13 protein-coding genes are annotated in these 13,602 nt (G+C 36.9%); 8 read left to right on the top strand and 5 right to left on the bottom strand.

Annotated features, from left to right (window positions below; translation table 11 throughout):
• Window positions 1-215 precede the first annotated feature (215 nt).
• The 3 genes from ACFSQP_RS08375 to ACFSQP_RS08365 all read left to right on the top strand — a co-directional run bounded on the left by ACFSQP_RS08375 (window position 216) and on the right by ACFSQP_RS08365 (window position 3,248).
• Window positions 216-1,169 (top strand): tetratricopeptide repeat protein, encoded by a 954-nt coding sequence (locus ACFSQP_RS08375; RefSeq protein WP_376893358.1) that lies wholly within the window; start codon window positions 216-218, stop codon window positions 1,167-1,169.
• A gap of 58 nt (window positions 1,170-1,227) precedes the next feature.
• Window positions 1,228-1,644, top strand: a complete 417-nt coding sequence (locus ACFSQP_RS08370; protein WP_376893356.1) for a hypothetical protein — start codon at window positions 1,228-1,230, stop codon at window positions 1,642-1,644.
• A 248-nt stretch (window positions 1,645-1,892) separates the two neighbouring features.
• On the top strand, window positions 1,893-3,248 hold the full coding sequence (locus ACFSQP_RS08365; RefSeq protein ID WP_376893354.1) for a UDP-N-acetylmuramate--L-alanine ligase: 1,356 nt from the start codon (window positions 1,893-1,895) through the stop codon (window positions 3,246-3,248).
• A 7-nt stretch (window positions 3,249-3,255) separates the two neighbouring features.
• On the opposite strand, the gene ACFSQP_RS08360 is transcribed toward ACFSQP_RS08365, so the two are convergent.
• Window positions 3,256-4,155 carry a DUF4476 domain-containing protein gene (locus ACFSQP_RS08360; RefSeq protein ID WP_376893352.1) on the bottom strand — a complete coding sequence of 300 codons (900 nt, stop codon included), beginning with the start codon at window positions 4,153-4,155 and terminating at the stop codon, window positions 3,256-3,258.
• 489 nt (window positions 4,156-4,644) lie between these two features.
• Between ACFSQP_RS08360 and radC the strand changes: the two genes are divergently transcribed.
• From radC to ACFSQP_RS08340, 4 genes are read left to right on the top strand one after another with little or no spacing between them, the layout of a single operon-like run.
• Window positions 4,645-5,343 carry a RadC family protein gene (gene radC / locus ACFSQP_RS08355; protein WP_376893350.1) on the top strand — a complete coding sequence of 233 codons (699 nt, stop codon included), beginning with the start codon at window positions 4,645-4,647 and terminating at the stop codon, window positions 5,341-5,343.
• Window positions 5,343-6,644 carry a polysaccharide deacetylase family protein gene (locus ACFSQP_RS08350; protein WP_376893348.1) on the top strand — a complete coding sequence of 434 codons (1,302 nt, stop codon included), beginning with the start codon at window positions 5,343-5,345 and terminating at the stop codon, window positions 6,642-6,644. Before radC ends, ACFSQP_RS08350 begins: the two co-directional genes overlap by 1 nt.
• The gene (locus ACFSQP_RS08345) at window positions 6,634-7,323 is read left to right on the top strand and encodes a YjjG family noncanonical pyrimidine nucleotidase (protein WP_376893346.1); all 690 of its coding nucleotides are present in this window, start codon (window positions 6,634-6,636) and stop codon (window positions 7,321-7,323) included. The genes ACFSQP_RS08350 and ACFSQP_RS08345 overlap by 11 nt, the downstream gene beginning before the upstream one ends.
• Before the next feature lie 32 nt (window positions 7,324-7,355).
• Window positions 7,356-8,096 (top strand): hypothetical protein, encoded by a 741-nt coding sequence (locus ACFSQP_RS08340; RefSeq protein WP_376893344.1) that lies wholly within the window; start codon window positions 7,356-7,358, stop codon window positions 8,094-8,096.
• Here the strand turns inward: ACFSQP_RS08340 and ACFSQP_RS08335 are convergent.
• Window positions 8,093-9,370 (bottom strand): replication-associated recombination protein A, encoded by a 1,278-nt coding sequence (locus tag ACFSQP_RS08335; RefSeq protein WP_376893342.1) that lies wholly within the window; start codon window positions 9,368-9,370, stop codon window positions 8,093-8,095. The two genes, ACFSQP_RS08340 and ACFSQP_RS08335, sit on opposite strands and share 4 nt — an antisense overlap.
• 137 nt (window positions 9,371-9,507) lie before the next feature.
• On the opposite strand from ACFSQP_RS08335, the gene ACFSQP_RS08330 reads away from it, so the two are divergent.
• A complete protein-coding gene (locus tag ACFSQP_RS08330; RefSeq protein ID WP_376893340.1) occupies window positions 9,508-10,266 on the top strand; it encodes a rhomboid family intramembrane serine protease in 759 nt (252 codons plus the stop codon).
• Here the strand turns inward: ACFSQP_RS08330 and rlmB are convergent.
• The 3 genes from rlmB to ACFSQP_RS08315 form a co-directional block, all read right to left on the bottom strand.
• Window positions 10,258-10,995 (bottom strand): 23S rRNA (guanosine(2251)-2'-O)-methyltransferase RlmB, encoded by a 738-nt coding sequence (gene rlmB, locus ACFSQP_RS08325; RefSeq protein ID WP_376893338.1) that lies wholly within the window; start codon window positions 10,993-10,995, stop codon window positions 10,258-10,260. The two genes, ACFSQP_RS08330 and rlmB, sit on opposite strands and share 9 nt — an antisense overlap.
• A gap of 60 nt (window positions 10,996-11,055) precedes the next feature.
• Window positions 11,056-12,678: an aryl-sulfate sulfotransferase gene (locus ACFSQP_RS08320; protein WP_376893336.1), complete on the bottom strand. Its 1,623-nt coding sequence runs from the start codon at window positions 12,676-12,678 to the stop codon at window positions 11,056-11,058.
• A 68-nt stretch (window positions 12,679-12,746) separates the two neighbouring features.
• Window positions 12,747-13,571, bottom strand: a complete 825-nt coding sequence (locus ACFSQP_RS08315; RefSeq protein WP_376893334.1) for a hypothetical protein — start codon at window positions 13,569-13,571, stop codon at window positions 12,747-12,749.
• Window positions 13,572-13,602 lie beyond the last annotated feature (31 nt).

Below are 13,602 nucleotides of genomic sequence, written 5' to 3'. Positions count from 1 at the left end.
GGTGTAAATTAGAGTCTTTAAGTAAGTTACATAAAATTTTCTAAAAAGCTTTATTTGTTAGCTTTCAAAAGTCTGTGTATGGCTAAATTGTGGCGTACAGCGTGCGTTTTTAATGGTTGCCTTTAAGTGACTTGTAATTTTTATTCCTGTTTGCTTTTTAGTTTAAGTATTTACGGATTGTTTATATTTGACGGATATGTAAGATTCCCATTTGTATGAAAAAAATATGTTTCTGTTTGTTTTTACCGCTTATTACGTGGGCTCAAAATACCACCGAGCAAGTGACACTTCTGCTAGAAAAAAAGGATTATAAAGCGGCTAACGAGTTAATTGTTCCCTATGTTAAAAATAATCCAGACAACCTTAAAGCACTAGAGCTTTTGGGAGATACCTATAGTTTTCAAACCAATTGGGATGCGGCCATTGAAGCCTATAAAAAACTAACCATTTTGGATAACACCCAAGCAAATTTTTTCTATAAATATGGCGGCGCTATGGGTATGAAGGCGCTGGATGCAAATAAGGTAAATGCCCTACTTTTAATTGACGATATTAAAGAAGCTTTTTTAAAGGCGGCGGAATTAGACCCAAAACACATTGATGTGCGTTGGGCTTTAGTGGAATTATATATTCAGCTGCCTGGTATTTTGGGAGGCAGCGTAAAAAAAGCATTGGTTTACGCCTCCGAGCTGGAAAATATCTCTAAAGTTGACGGCTATTTGGCCAAAGGTACTATTTACGAAAGTGATAAAAATTTTAATTTAGCCGAAAGTTATTATAAGAAGGCCGTTGCCATAGGGGGCTCGATTACGTGTTACGATGCGCTTTCGGAATTTTATGACAAACAGAAGCAACCCGAAAAAGCGATAGAGACAATCGAGATTTCGAATAAAAAACATCCCCGAAACGCGGTTAATTATCAAATTGGAAAAGTGGCAGCAACTTATAACATCCAATTAGAAAAAGGCATAAATTGCTTAAAAAAATATCTGGCTAACTACAGTGTTACAGATGGTGTACCCAAAGCCTGGGCTTACTACAGATTGGCGCAAATTTACAAGCACCAGAAGCAAAAACAGGAAGCCTTGAAGTATATTAATATGGCGGTAGCCGCCTTACCAGATATTGCGGAATTTAAAAAAGAACGTCAGCTAGTATTAAAGCTGTAATACAAAAGGACCAGTGTACAAAAACCGTAAACAGACCAAACAATACCCAACGTAACAAATGAAAAAACACAATTTTATTTATGTAGTAAGTTTAGCTACACTTTTATTAGTGGCTTGCTCAAGCAGCGATGATGCAGGGACATCAGAAGATATAATTATTGGAAAATGGCGGGCTATAGAAAAGTATGAATCTAATCAAGCGGTTGATTTGCCACTTTGCCTGCCGCATATTTTTGTAGACTATAAGCCAGATAATACTGTTGATGGCGGCAAAATACTATCAGATAGTTTTCCAGAATCCTGCAACCAAACTTTGTTTGATTCTGGAATAATATGGGAAAATCTGGGCAATGGTAATTACCACATAGGTACTGTAAACGAAACAGGACGCATTTACAACATATTTAAAGAAGGTGTAAATTTGGTAGAAATTAATCCAGACGGGATTACTAAAATAATTTACGAACCTTATTAAAAAAATGAAGCAAACGTTTTTAGGTGGTTGTAACTACTGGTAAGAAACAAATTGTTTCTTAATCATGATGTAATTATCGCATGCGTGGCATAAAACCGCTTCTGAAAATCGGTATTTCATTTATTTTTTTAAGCTTTCTTCTGCCGTTTTGCTGTCTTTTTAGTGGTGTCTTTTCTAATAAAAAAGAACAAAGGAGGTATTCAAATAAATTCCAATCCGTATCTTTACTTTTTATTCTGAAAGTATTTATGAACGTACATTTTATAGCCATTGGTGGTGCAGCCATGCACAATTTAGCTTTGGCATTACACAATAAAGGCTACCAGGTAACAGGTAGCGATGACATTATTTTTAACCCTTCAAAAGCCCGTTTAGAAGCCAAAGGCTTACTTCCAAAAGCTTATGGTTGGTTTCCAGAAACCATTACCAAGAATATAGATGCCGTTATACTGGGTATGCACGCTAAAGCGGATAATCCGGAGTTGTTAAAAGCGCAAGAATTGGGGCTTAAAATATATAGTTATCCCGAGTTTTTATATGAACAATCTAAAAGTAAAACCCGTGTTGTTATTGGTGGTAGCCATGGAAAAACAACCATAACCGCCATGATTTTGCATGTTATGCATTATCACGAAAGAGATGTGGATTTTATGGTTGGCGCCCAACTAGATGGTTTTGATGTCATGGTGAAACTTACAGACGACGCCGATTTTATGGTGTTGGAAGGCGATGAGTACTTAAGCTCGCCCATAGATAGACGCCCAAAATTTCACTTATATAAACCCAATATTGCCTTGTTAAGTGGTATAGCTTGGGACCATATTAATGTGTTTCCTACCTACGATAATTATGTAGAACAGTTTAAAATATTTGTAGATGCTATTGTAAACGGTGGAAGCATTACATATAATGCCGAAGATCCGGAGGTAGTAAGGGTTGTGGAAGCTTCCGAAAACCCTATTCGAAAACTACCTTACTATACACCAAATTATACGGTTGAAGCTGGTGAAACCCTGTTGGAAACTCCGGAAGGCCCCTTGCCAATTGAAATTTTTGGAAAGCACAACCTAAACAATCTAGCAGGAGCCAAATGGATTTGTCAGCATATGGGTATAGATGAAACAGATTTCTACGAAGCCATCGCCTCTTTTAATGGTGCTAGCAAACGATTAGAAAAAATTGGAGAAGCTGCAAGCAGTATAGCGTTTAAAGACTTTGCTCATTCGCCCAGTAAAGTATTGGCCACAACGCAAGCCGTAAAAAATCAATATGAGGACAAAACCCTAGTAGCCTGTTTGGAATTACATACCTACAGTAGCTTAAACGCTAACTTTTTACAAGAGTACGAAGGTGCTTTGAATGCCGCCGATATAGCCGTCGTGTTTTATGCGCCAGAGGCACTAGAAATTAAAGGCTTAAACGCCTTAACGGCAGAGCAAATAGCCCAGGCATTCAAGCGTGAGGATTTAATTGTTTACACCAATCCCGAGGCTTTTAAAACCTTCTTGTTTTCGCAAAATTTTAAGGACAAAGCCTTGTTATTAATGAGTTCAGGGAATTATGGTGGTTTAAATTTTGATGACGTGGCGGCGCAGCTCGTTTAAGTAAGTTTTAATAGCCCAAAGATTCAATATACTGGTTTAACGTTTCTGTAGAAGAATCAAAATCGAAGGCCTCGTTTATTTTCCAGTAATTTTCAGGGTTATAACAATAGGCGTAGGCAAATTTAGCATATTCTAATTTCGTGCTTTCAAAATCGAAAAGTTTCGTAATTGCAGCAATTTGTGCAGCAGTTAAACAACTCCCTCTTGTTATTTGTTTTGCTAGCGCTAGTTTGGAATCTGAAAACGATTTATTTTCAATAGCCTTTAAAGCGCCATTAAAATCAGTAACCGACATGGCATAGCAGTCTGGCGTTGCTGTAACTGTGCTGTTAGGTAAAGTGCTAATAGTGGTAGTAGTGGTTTGTGTAGTGGTGGTGTTGGTGTTACCGGTGTTTACCTGAACACCCATGCCAATTGTATTGGCATGGGTTTGAACTCCTATGTTTATACCGCCACCTCCGTTGGTAGTTGTGGTTGTGGTGGTTTGAGTGGTTACATGAATAGGTGGTAATGGCACCGCGTTAAAAGGTATTACCGCCACATTGTTAGGCGGTGGTAAAACCGCTTGAAACGGCGTAAAAGAGAAAAATCGTAATTTTCTGCCTTTTCTTCCATTTTTTATTTTGTACACAAATTCGCCATGTGCACCGTCCACATCAACGGTGGCTAAATATTTTTTTTGTATTTGCGGTAAATTTTGGTTTGCAAATACAACTTTAACATCGTAATAATCGTTTGGTAAGTAATCTACGGCAATGTTAACAACGGCAGATTCATTTTGCCTAATACTATTTAAAAAGAGGTAAAATGGTTCGGCATCTTCAGAGAAAATGGTTAACCTAGACGTTTGCGCAAAGGAGGATAGCGTAGATGCCAAAAGCATGAATAATAATGTAATTTTATACATACATGTAGTTTTTAAAAAATTTACCAAAAGCGTGCCAAAAATACTATTTCTTATTAAAAAGAGCCTTAATTAATTATTGAAATAACAGGTGCTTTAAAAAATAAAAATAGGGAAACCTACGTGCAACCAAGTAACCAAGCCATTTTAGTAAATTGTAATTTGGAATTATTTTGAGGTTATTTTTATGTATGTTCAATTTAGTTGTTTTACTAAAAGCTTTAACTGTTTATTGCTTACACCTTAAATTAGTGGTGGATTAGCGTGATAAATTTTTAAAGGTTGAGGTGTACATGGCAGCTCTTCATAAAAAAAGGGTTTCAGGAATTTTTTTTAAAAAGCTATAGTCTTTTAATTTGGTGTTTAATCCCTTGCCCTATCTTAAACAACGCCTAACTAATGCTTTTTATTAGTATAAATTCCAACAAGGGAAACGGCGTATTTATGTAATGAATAATTGCAGTTAAAAGTTACAATAAGTATATTTATCACATGCCAGACAAGAAACCTTCTTTATCCATAAAAAATTGGTCTCAAGATGATCAACCGCGCGAAAAACTTCGCGATAAGGGCAAATTAGCGTTAAGCGATGCAGAACTGCTGGCAATTTTAATTGGTTCGGGGAACAGAAATGAAAGTGCTTTGGATTTGTGTAAACGCATTCTAGCTAGTGTAAATAATAATTTAAACCAATTGGGGAAATTAAGTTTGAAGCAACTAACAACATTTAATGGTATTGGCGAAGCCAAAGCCATAACAATCCTAGCTGCCATGGAATTAGGACGTAGAAGGCGCGGGGAGGAGGCTGCAAAACAGACTAAAATCACTTCTAGCACAGCTGTTTTTGAACTTATGCAACCCATTATAGGCGAGCTACCCCACGAAGAATTTTGGATTATTTACTTGAATAATTCCAATAAAATTATACAAAAGCAGCAACTAAGTAAAGGCGGCATTACAGGAACTTTGGTAGATGTAAGGTTGGTGCTTAAAACGGCATTAGAATGTGGTGCTGTTGGTATTATACTGGCACATAACCATCCGTCCGGAACCTTAAAACCTAGCGAATCCGATAGGCTAATAACGCAAAAACTAAAAAAAGCAGGTCAAAGTTTAGATATTAAAGTGCTAGACCATTTAATAGTTACTGAAAAGGCTTACTTTAGCTTTGCGGATAATAACAGCCTTTAATGATACTTGTCTACACGCATAAAATTACCCCTAGAGTTCGGTATGCTTTTTCACATATTTTTACCAGAATCTTAAATATACCCGTGTCTTTTACGAGCAGCGTTGAGGTTTTTATTGCGCATACTTCCTTAAAGTTATCGTATACCAAGCAACCGTTAGGAAAAGAATTACACATTAGGTGCCAAGAATTGTTATTTGAACAGGGCCTTTCCGATGTGGAAGTGCAAGTACACGATTGGGAGGAAACCAAGTGTTTTTTTAATACCAACGATAAAAGTTGCATTCCTTTTGATATGTTTGCTGCCACTTTTTACTTATTAAGTAGGTATGAAGAGTACCTTCCGCATGTAAAAGATGCTTACGGCCGTTTTACACCAGAGGAGAGTTTGGCCTTTAAAAATGACTTTTTACAGCAACCTGTGGTAGATATTTGGGCCTATAAGTTTAAAAAACTATTACAAAAACAGTATCCCGACTTTAAGTTCCCAAACCGCGCTTACAATGTACAGCCTGTTATAGATGTTCCTTCGGCGTTTAGTTATAGGGCAAAAGGCATGTTACGAACATTTGGTGGCTTATTAAAAGATTTGGTGAGTTTAAAGCTAGGTCAATTTTACACGCGTATTATGGTGTTACTGCAGCTAAAGCACGACCCCGATGATACTTTTAAGTATATTATAAACCGACAAAAAAATTATAAAAAAAAGTTTTTCTTCTTCTTTTTGGTGGGCGATTATTCTACCTTCGATAAAGGAATAAATGCGCAAAAAAAAGCCTTTATAAGCTTGGTAAAACAAGTAGCGGACTATTCTAAAGTTGGCTTAAAACTTTCTTATTTTGCACTGGAAAACAAGGGGCTATTAAAAAAAGAAAAAACCCGGTTGGAGTCTATTGTAAATACATCGGTGGAGGCTTCTCGTCAATCTTTTTCTAAATTAAATTTACCTGTTTCCTACAGGCATTTAATAGCGTTAGAAATTTTGGAAGATTATACCATGGGCTATGTAAACCAGTCTGGATTTAGGGCTGGTACCTGTACGCCATTTTTATTTTACGACTTGGATTTTGAAATACAAACCCCCTTAAAAATTGTACCTTATTGTGTTCTGGATTATACGCTTTTAAAATACCAGTCACTGCTGGATAAAAAAGAGGCCCTGCAGCGTGCCATAAACGCCGTTAAAGAGGTGGACGGATCCTTTGTGTTTGTTTTTCATAATTACACATTTAGTAATTTAGCACGCTGGAACGGTTTTAAAGAATTGTTTAATATGATATTAGATTCAGCTTATGAAGCTTAAAGGCATTACCAATATATTTTTCGATTTAGATCATACCCTGTGGGACTTTGATAAAAATTCGGCCCTAACTTTTGAAAAAATTTTTGAAACCCACCAAGTGGCAGTTAATTTAAACGATTTTTTAAAAGTTTACGAGCCTGTAAACCTTCGCTATTGGAAGCTGTACAGAGATAACCAAATAGACAAGGCATCTTTGCGTTACAAACGCTTAAAAGAAACTTTTGATGCCATAAAAATACCAGTTTCGGATGATTTAATTCATAATTTAGCCCAGGATTACATTCAGTATTTGCCAACGTTTAATCATTTGTTTGATGGTACGTTGGAGGTTTTGGAATATTTAAAACCCAATTACAACCTTCATATTATTACCAATGGTTTTCATGAAGCGCAGCAGAAAAAATTGGTAGAATCTCGTATCTCGGATTATTTTAAAACCGTAACAAATTCGGAAATGGCAGGCGTAAAAAAACCCAATCCTATTATTTTTGATTATGCGCTTAATTTGGCCACCACCACGAGGCATGAAAGTTTAATGATTGGCGATAATATGGAGGCGGATATTATGGGCGCATTAAACTTTGGAATGGATGCCATTTGCTTCAATTACCACAAAGAACTAGTTACGGGCAGTATAAAACAAGTTACCAGCTTAAAGGAATTAAAACGGTATTTATAAGGCCATTTTCAACATTTTAAAATTACAGCAGTATGTTAAAATATATATTTCAAATTAGTGTATTTCTTTTTGCATCGCAAATACTGTGTGCACAGAGCAATTTAAATGCCTACAAATATGTAATTGTGCCCACAAAATTTGAATTTACCAAAGAGGCAGATGCTTATAAATTAAATTCACTTACAAAGTACAAATTCGAAAAATTAGGCTTCAAGGTGTTGATGGATAACGAGCAAATTAATCAAGAAATTATTAATAATGGCTGTTTAGCCCTAGAAGCAAATGTTATTAAGTTACCGGGTATATTTACGAGCAAGCTTCAAATTGAACTAAAAAATTGCAAACAAGATATTGTGTTTCAATCTAAAGTGGGCACATCTCGCGAAAAAAAATACCATGTAGCCTATAATTTGGCACTTCGTGAGGCTTTTGAATCTTTTAATGAGTTAGACTATCAATTCCAACCAACAGCAACAGTTGAAGTAGAAGCAAGTCCAATCCAAGCTGTTGTACTAGAAAAAGAGGAAACCACGGGGGCGCCACATGTTAAAAACCCAGAACCTTTGCTTGCTCGGTCCAAAGGGTTAACAGACTTTGAGTTAGTAAACCAAAATAACGAGGTGGTTTACACGCTTATTTTTTCAGGTAAAACCGACTTTTATATGGTTTCAGGCATGCAGGCTACCGTGTACAAAGAAAACGGTGTGTGGGTTATTGCCAAGCAATTGGCTAATGGTACGTTACAGATAACACCTTTAAATGTATCGTTTTAATACCCGTATTTGCTTTTCCAACGTGTTTTTAAAAACTGCCTTTGTGCTTGTTCTCGCGGGTTGTTTCCGGGGTCGTATAGTTTGGTATTGGAAATAGAGTCGGGTAAAAATTCTTGATGCGCAAAATTGCGTTCAAAATTATGTGCATATTGGTATGTTTCGCCATAGCCAAGTTCCTTCATGAGCTTGGTTGGTGCATTTCTTATGGCTAAAGGAATGCTTAAATCGCCGGTCTCCCTTACTAATTCTTGGGCTTTATTTATAGCTTGGTAGGCTGCATTACTTTTTTCGGAGCAGGCTAAATAGGTAACACACTGACTTAATATTATGCGCGATTCGGGGTTGCCAATTGTGGCAACGGCCTGAAAGGTATTATTGGCTATTACTAAAGCCGTTGGGTTGGCATTACCAATATCTTCACTAGCTAAAATTAATAGGCGTCTAGCTATAAATTTTACATCCTCACCACCTTCAATCATTCTGGCTAGATAATAAACGGCCGCATTTGGGTCGCTTCCGCGAATGGATTTTATAAGTGCCGAAATAATATCGTAGTGTTGCTCGCCTGTTTTGTCGTATTTTACGGTATTATTTTGAACTCTGTTTAAAACTAATTCGTTGGTTATTTCAATACGTTCCAATTCGTGCGCATTCACTATTAATTCGAAAATATTTAATAATTTTCGGGCGTCGCCACCTGAAATGCGCAGCAGTGCTTCGGTTTCTGTTAATACAATGTGCTTTTTAGATAAATAAGTATCTTTTTCAATAGCTCGGTTTAAAAGAGTTTCTAGCTCGGCTTTATTAAAGGGTTTCAAGATATACACTTGGCAGCGCGATAGTAATGCCGGAATTACCTCAAAACTTGGGTTTTCGGTGGTGGCACCAATTAAAGTAACCCATCCTTTTTCAACGGCCTGTAATAAAGAATCCTGCTGCGATTTACTAAAGCGATGAATTTCATCAATAAACAAAATGGGGTTTTTAGTTGTAAATAGCCCGCCAGATTGTTTGGCTTTATCAATAACATCGCGTATATCTTTAACCCCAGAATTTATAGCACTTAAGGTATAAAAAGGCCGTTTGGATTCCGTTGCTATTATATGGGCTAATGTTGTTTTACCAATACCTGGAGGTCCCCAAAAAATTAAAGAGGGTATTAAACCTTGCTTAATTTGGTTGGTTAAACTACCATTTGGACCAATAAGGTGCTGCTGACTAATATAGTCGGATAAGGTTTTTGGTCTTAAACGTTCTGCAAGTGGTTCATTCATATGGTAAAGTTATAATATTATGATATATGTAAAACATTTTAGCGGATTAAAACAATTTTAAACGCCCAGAATACTTATTGCCAACTGACAATATAACCGATTCTTTTTTTTGGATAACAATTTGTATATTTCTGTTTATGAAAAAGCAAGAAGAATTTCAGTTTTCAAATGGAGTGGTTTTAGTACCTGTAGTATTCATACTCCTTATTTGGTTGGTTTTTTGGTTTGAAATTCGATTTGGAATGGATTTTACCAAGTTTGGTATATTTCCACAAAAGTTATGGGGGTTGCGCGGTGTTATTTTTAGCCCTTTTATTCACTCAGGTATTGCCCATTTGTACCATAATACCATTCCGTTGTTTGTTTTAACAGCGGCGTTATTTTACTTCTATAAGCAAATGGCTTGGAAGGTTTTGTTTTTTGGTATTATGCTTTCTGGTTTGCTTACATGGAGTATAGGTAGGCCGGCTTATCATATTGGTGCTAGTGGTTTAATTTATGTTTTGGTTAGCTTTTTGTTTTTTAAAGGCATTTTAACCAAACACTACCGCTTAATAGCTTTATCCTTATTAGTTATTTTTCTTTATGGCAGTATGATTTGGTACGTGTTGCCTATAAAAGAAGGGGTGTCTTGGGAAGGGCATTTGTCTGGTTTATTGGTTGGTATTTCGTTTGCATTTATATTTAATAAACAGATACCAAAACAAGCTAAATATTATTGGGAAGAGCCCGATTATAAACCCGACGAAGATCCCTTTTTGAAGCATTTTGATGCCGCTGGAAATTTTATTGAAAATTTACCCAGCGAGGAGGACACGGAAGTAAGTGCCCCAGAAAAAACATCGGAAATTACGGTTAACTATATTTACAAAAGAAACAAGGAAACTTTAAAGTAAACGTTGTCTTACCACTTCATACAAAAAGGCCCCGCAGGCAACAGATACGTTTAAAGATTCTATGCTACCTAACAGGGGTAATTTAGCTTTATAATCGGCCAATTTTAATATCGACGGATTAATACCACGACCTTCGGAACCCATAATAATGGCGCATGGCACCTTAAAATCGATATCGTACAGCGTATTATTTGTTTTTTCTGTAGCAGCCACAACCGATATGTTGGAGGATTGTAAGTAAAACATAGCGTCTTTTATATGGTCTACCCGACAAATTGGAATGTTAAAAACAGCACCAGCACTGGTTTTTATAGTATCGCCATTAATGGGTGCGTTACCTTTTTTTTGAATTATAATACCATTTACACCTGTACATTCGGCCGTTCTGATTATGGCACCAAAGTTTCGGACATCACTTACTTGATCTAAAAGCAGAAATAAAGGAGTTTTGCCAGATTCGCTAACCTGTGTAACCAAGGTTTCTAAATTAATATAGCTTACGGGTGAAATCTGTGCCACAACCCCTTGGTGGTTATTTGTTGTTAATTTATTTAGTTTTTCAACCGGCACATAAGACGTATTTATTTTTTCTTTACGTAAAAGTAGTTCAAGTTCCTTTGATATGGCGCCTTGTAATCCTTTTTGTACGTATACTTTTTCAATCGTATTGTTGGCCTGGATAGCTTCCATAACGGCATGCAATCCAAATATGAGCGTATTGTTTTCCATGCTGTAAAGGTATAAAAAAACCGCTTCTTATTGGAAGCGGTTTTTATATTCTACTAGCTTTTATTGTTTAATTATTTTTTGTTGAAATGTGCCTTTCTTGGTGGTTATATTTATAATATACAACCCGGACGCGAATGATTCTAGATTTAAACGATTACTATTCGTTTTAGTGGCTACAAGTTTGCCGTAGGCATTGTAAACTTGAAGGTTTTTTATAGGATTATCCGACTTTATATGCACCACGCCACTAGTAGGATTAGGATACACTGCTGGCTTATTTTCAACAAAATGCGGTGTCCCTAACAAGGTGCAGTTACTTAAGTCCGGATTTAGTTCCACCGGCAGCCCGGGCGTTAAGTCGTGTCCTATAAAGGCAGGGTAGTTTAATGCATATTTAGTCGCTCTAAAAACATTATTACTTGCGGTTGGCACGTTACCTTGGCTTACAATACCAGTGCTTGTGTCTGGGTTTATGTATTCCCATACAATCTCTTTGTTTGGGTTGATTTCGAAAAAGTAGCCTGAATCACCGTCGCAAATTAAGGTATTGCCATTTGGTAAGCGCTGTCCGCTAGACAAAATGGCAGAGAAAAAGTTAGAAGGCATTGGATCTTGGTATATCCAATCTGGAATTTCTGGTAAATAGCCAATGGTTTCGTTATAGGCATACACTCCGGGGCTGGTTTGAACCGGATTAATGATATCTACAGACGAAAAGCCGCGTCTGTTGCCATTATTAAAAACAATAAGCTTATTGGCATCGGTGAACCCGTCAGGTATCCAATGTGGAAAATGTTGCGAAAACAATTTTTGGTCGGCATCTGTTCCTTTATTATATGCCGCCGGATTGCCCCAACGGTAAAGGAAATCGCCTCCGCGGCCATATATTCCACCGGTGCTACCGGCAGCTTCTTCGGTGGTTGTGGAGTGATCTATTATATATATTTCGGAAAGCCGTCTGGAACTAAAAACAATTTGTTGCAATTGTGCGTTATATTGTATGGAGTTTATGTGCATCCAATTGGCTTCAGGGTTGTTGTTGTTTAAATAGTTAATATTTAAACGTTGGGGATTATTGGCAACGACGCCAAAATTATCTTTGGAACTGTCAAAATCTTGAATTAAATGATCTTTTAAGTTCCATTCCCATACTATATTCGCTTGGTTGGTTCCTACGGGTTCTAATTCGCGTATTTGGGGATTAAATAATTTGTTGTCGCTTAATAAGGCTGGATTTCGTCCAGCTTGTATAGCTTCTTGGCGGTTTAAAGTTGTTACTGCCAGTACCAATATATTACCATTTGGCAACGGATATATATCGTGGTTTAAGGATTCGGTAGGGGTGGAATAGGTATATTCCCAAAGTAAATTATTGTCCCAATCAAATAGTTCTATTTTTCCGCCTACACCTCCAAAAGCAATGTTTGGGTTTGGTATTTTTGCGGTGCGCAATAGGTTACCGTTTTCTAATAGATAAACGGCAGCGCTTGGAACGTAATTACTAGACCATTGGTTAATGACTTCCCCACAGTTGTTTATTAAATAGGTTTCAGTAGATGTGAGGGGAGCCAAAAGTGTTAGGGCGTTGAATGATTCTGTGGTGTTTGTAATAGCGCCAACGGTGTTTTGGCCGATACTAATCAAACATGATAACAAAAATGTAAATAGGATAATTTTTCTCATAGATAAAAAAACCACCTTACAAAAGTAAGGTGGTCTTGAATTTAGTTATAAAAATTGGTAACTGTTTTTTAGTTACAGTTATCAGTTCCATCAACGATAACACCTACAGCTGGAACTGGTCCGTCGCTGTAAACTGTTCCACCTGGAGAAGTAAGCGTATAAGTTACTTCCTCTTCCCAACCTGGAGAACCTGGTTGGTTAGGTGATGTTGTACCTGTTGTACCTGAAACGTAAGAAATTACGAATGGAGAACCTACAGGAACCTGAATAGTTTCTGTAGCACCGTCTTCAAGAGAGTAATCTACTGCAATACCATCAGAATCTACTGTAATGTAGGCACCTTGCCATCCATCAGCGTAAGCATCGTTCATTTCTAATGTCCATAGGCAATAGTTAAAATCTTTGATGCTAACATCAACAAAAACATCACCAGGTGTAATAATCGTTCTGGTACCTGTAGCTGTTATTTTTAAACGTACATTTTTGTCACCTTCTTCTTGATCTAAATCAAAAAGTGCTGTAACAGGAATGTCAAAAGATGTAGCATTTCCTGGAACTCTAACAAGGTAACCATCGTTAGGATCGCCAAAATCTGCGTTGTTATCTTCTTCACCTGCAATAAAATCTCCTATTTCTGTTTCATCTTCTGGATCAATTTTTCCGGCAACGGCAGAACCAGATACGGCAGAAATATGGAAGTAAGATACCTTTGTTAAAGGCTTACTAATTGTAAATGGAATTACTTTAGTTTCGCCCTCTTTTAAAGTTAAGCTAGTAACAGAGGTTGTAGCCAGAGGTTTTTGGTCCCCTGTGTTTATTAAATTGTGGTCATCATCGTTGGTACATGAAGTAGACACTAGGCCTAACACAGATAACGCAACTGATAATTTCACAATATTCTTTTTAATATGTTTCATTTTAATT

The sequence above is a fragment of the Bizionia sediminis genome, from assembly GCF_042684585.1.
Taxonomy (GTDB): domain Bacteria; phylum Bacteroidota; class Bacteroidia; order Flavobacteriales; family Flavobacteriaceae; genus Algorimicrobium; species Algorimicrobium sediminis.
This window is presented reverse-complemented; position numbering and strand designations above follow the sequence as displayed.

Excerpts from the sequence above, each read along its gene's own strand:
- ACFSQP_RS08375 (WP_376893358.1), top strand. The coding sequence starts at position 216 with ATGAAAAAAATATGTTTCTGTTTGTTTTTACCGCTTATTACGTGGGCT.
- ACFSQP_RS08370 (WP_376893356.1), top strand. The coding sequence starts at position 1,228 with ATGAAAAAACACAATTTTATTTATGTAGTAAGTTTAGCTACACTTTTA.
- ACFSQP_RS08365 (WP_376893354.1), top strand. The coding sequence starts at position 1,893 with ATGAACGTACATTTTATAGCCATTGGTGGTGCAGCCATGCACAATTTA.
- ACFSQP_RS08360 (WP_376893352.1), bottom strand. The coding sequence starts at position 4,155 with ATGTATAAAATTACATTATTATTCATGCTTTTGGCATCTACGCTATCC.
- radC (WP_376893350.1), top strand. The coding sequence starts at position 4,645 with ATGCCAGACAAGAAACCTTCTTTATCCATAAAAAATTGGTCTCAAGAT.
- ACFSQP_RS08350 (WP_376893348.1), top strand. The coding sequence starts at position 5,343 with ATGATACTTGTCTACACGCATAAAATTACCCCTAGAGTTCGGTATGCT.
- ACFSQP_RS08345 (WP_376893346.1), top strand. The coding sequence starts at position 6,634 with ATGAAGCTTAAAGGCATTACCAATATATTTTTCGATTTAGATCATACC.
- ACFSQP_RS08340 (WP_376893344.1), top strand. The coding sequence starts at position 7,356 with ATGTTAAAATATATATTTCAAATTAGTGTATTTCTTTTTGCATCGCAA.
- ACFSQP_RS08335 (WP_376893342.1), bottom strand. The coding sequence starts at position 9,370 with ATGAATGAACCACTTGCAGAACGTTTAAGACCAAAAACCTTATCCGAC.
- ACFSQP_RS08330 (WP_376893340.1), top strand. The coding sequence starts at position 9,508 with ATGAAAAAGCAAGAAGAATTTCAGTTTTCAAATGGAGTGGTTTTAGTA.
- rlmB (WP_376893338.1), bottom strand. The coding sequence starts at position 10,995 with ATGGAAAACAATACGCTCATATTTGGATTGCATGCCGTTATGGAAGCT.
- ACFSQP_RS08320 (WP_376893336.1), bottom strand. The coding sequence starts at position 12,678 with ATGAGAAAAATTATCCTATTTACATTTTTGTTATCATGTTTGATTAGT.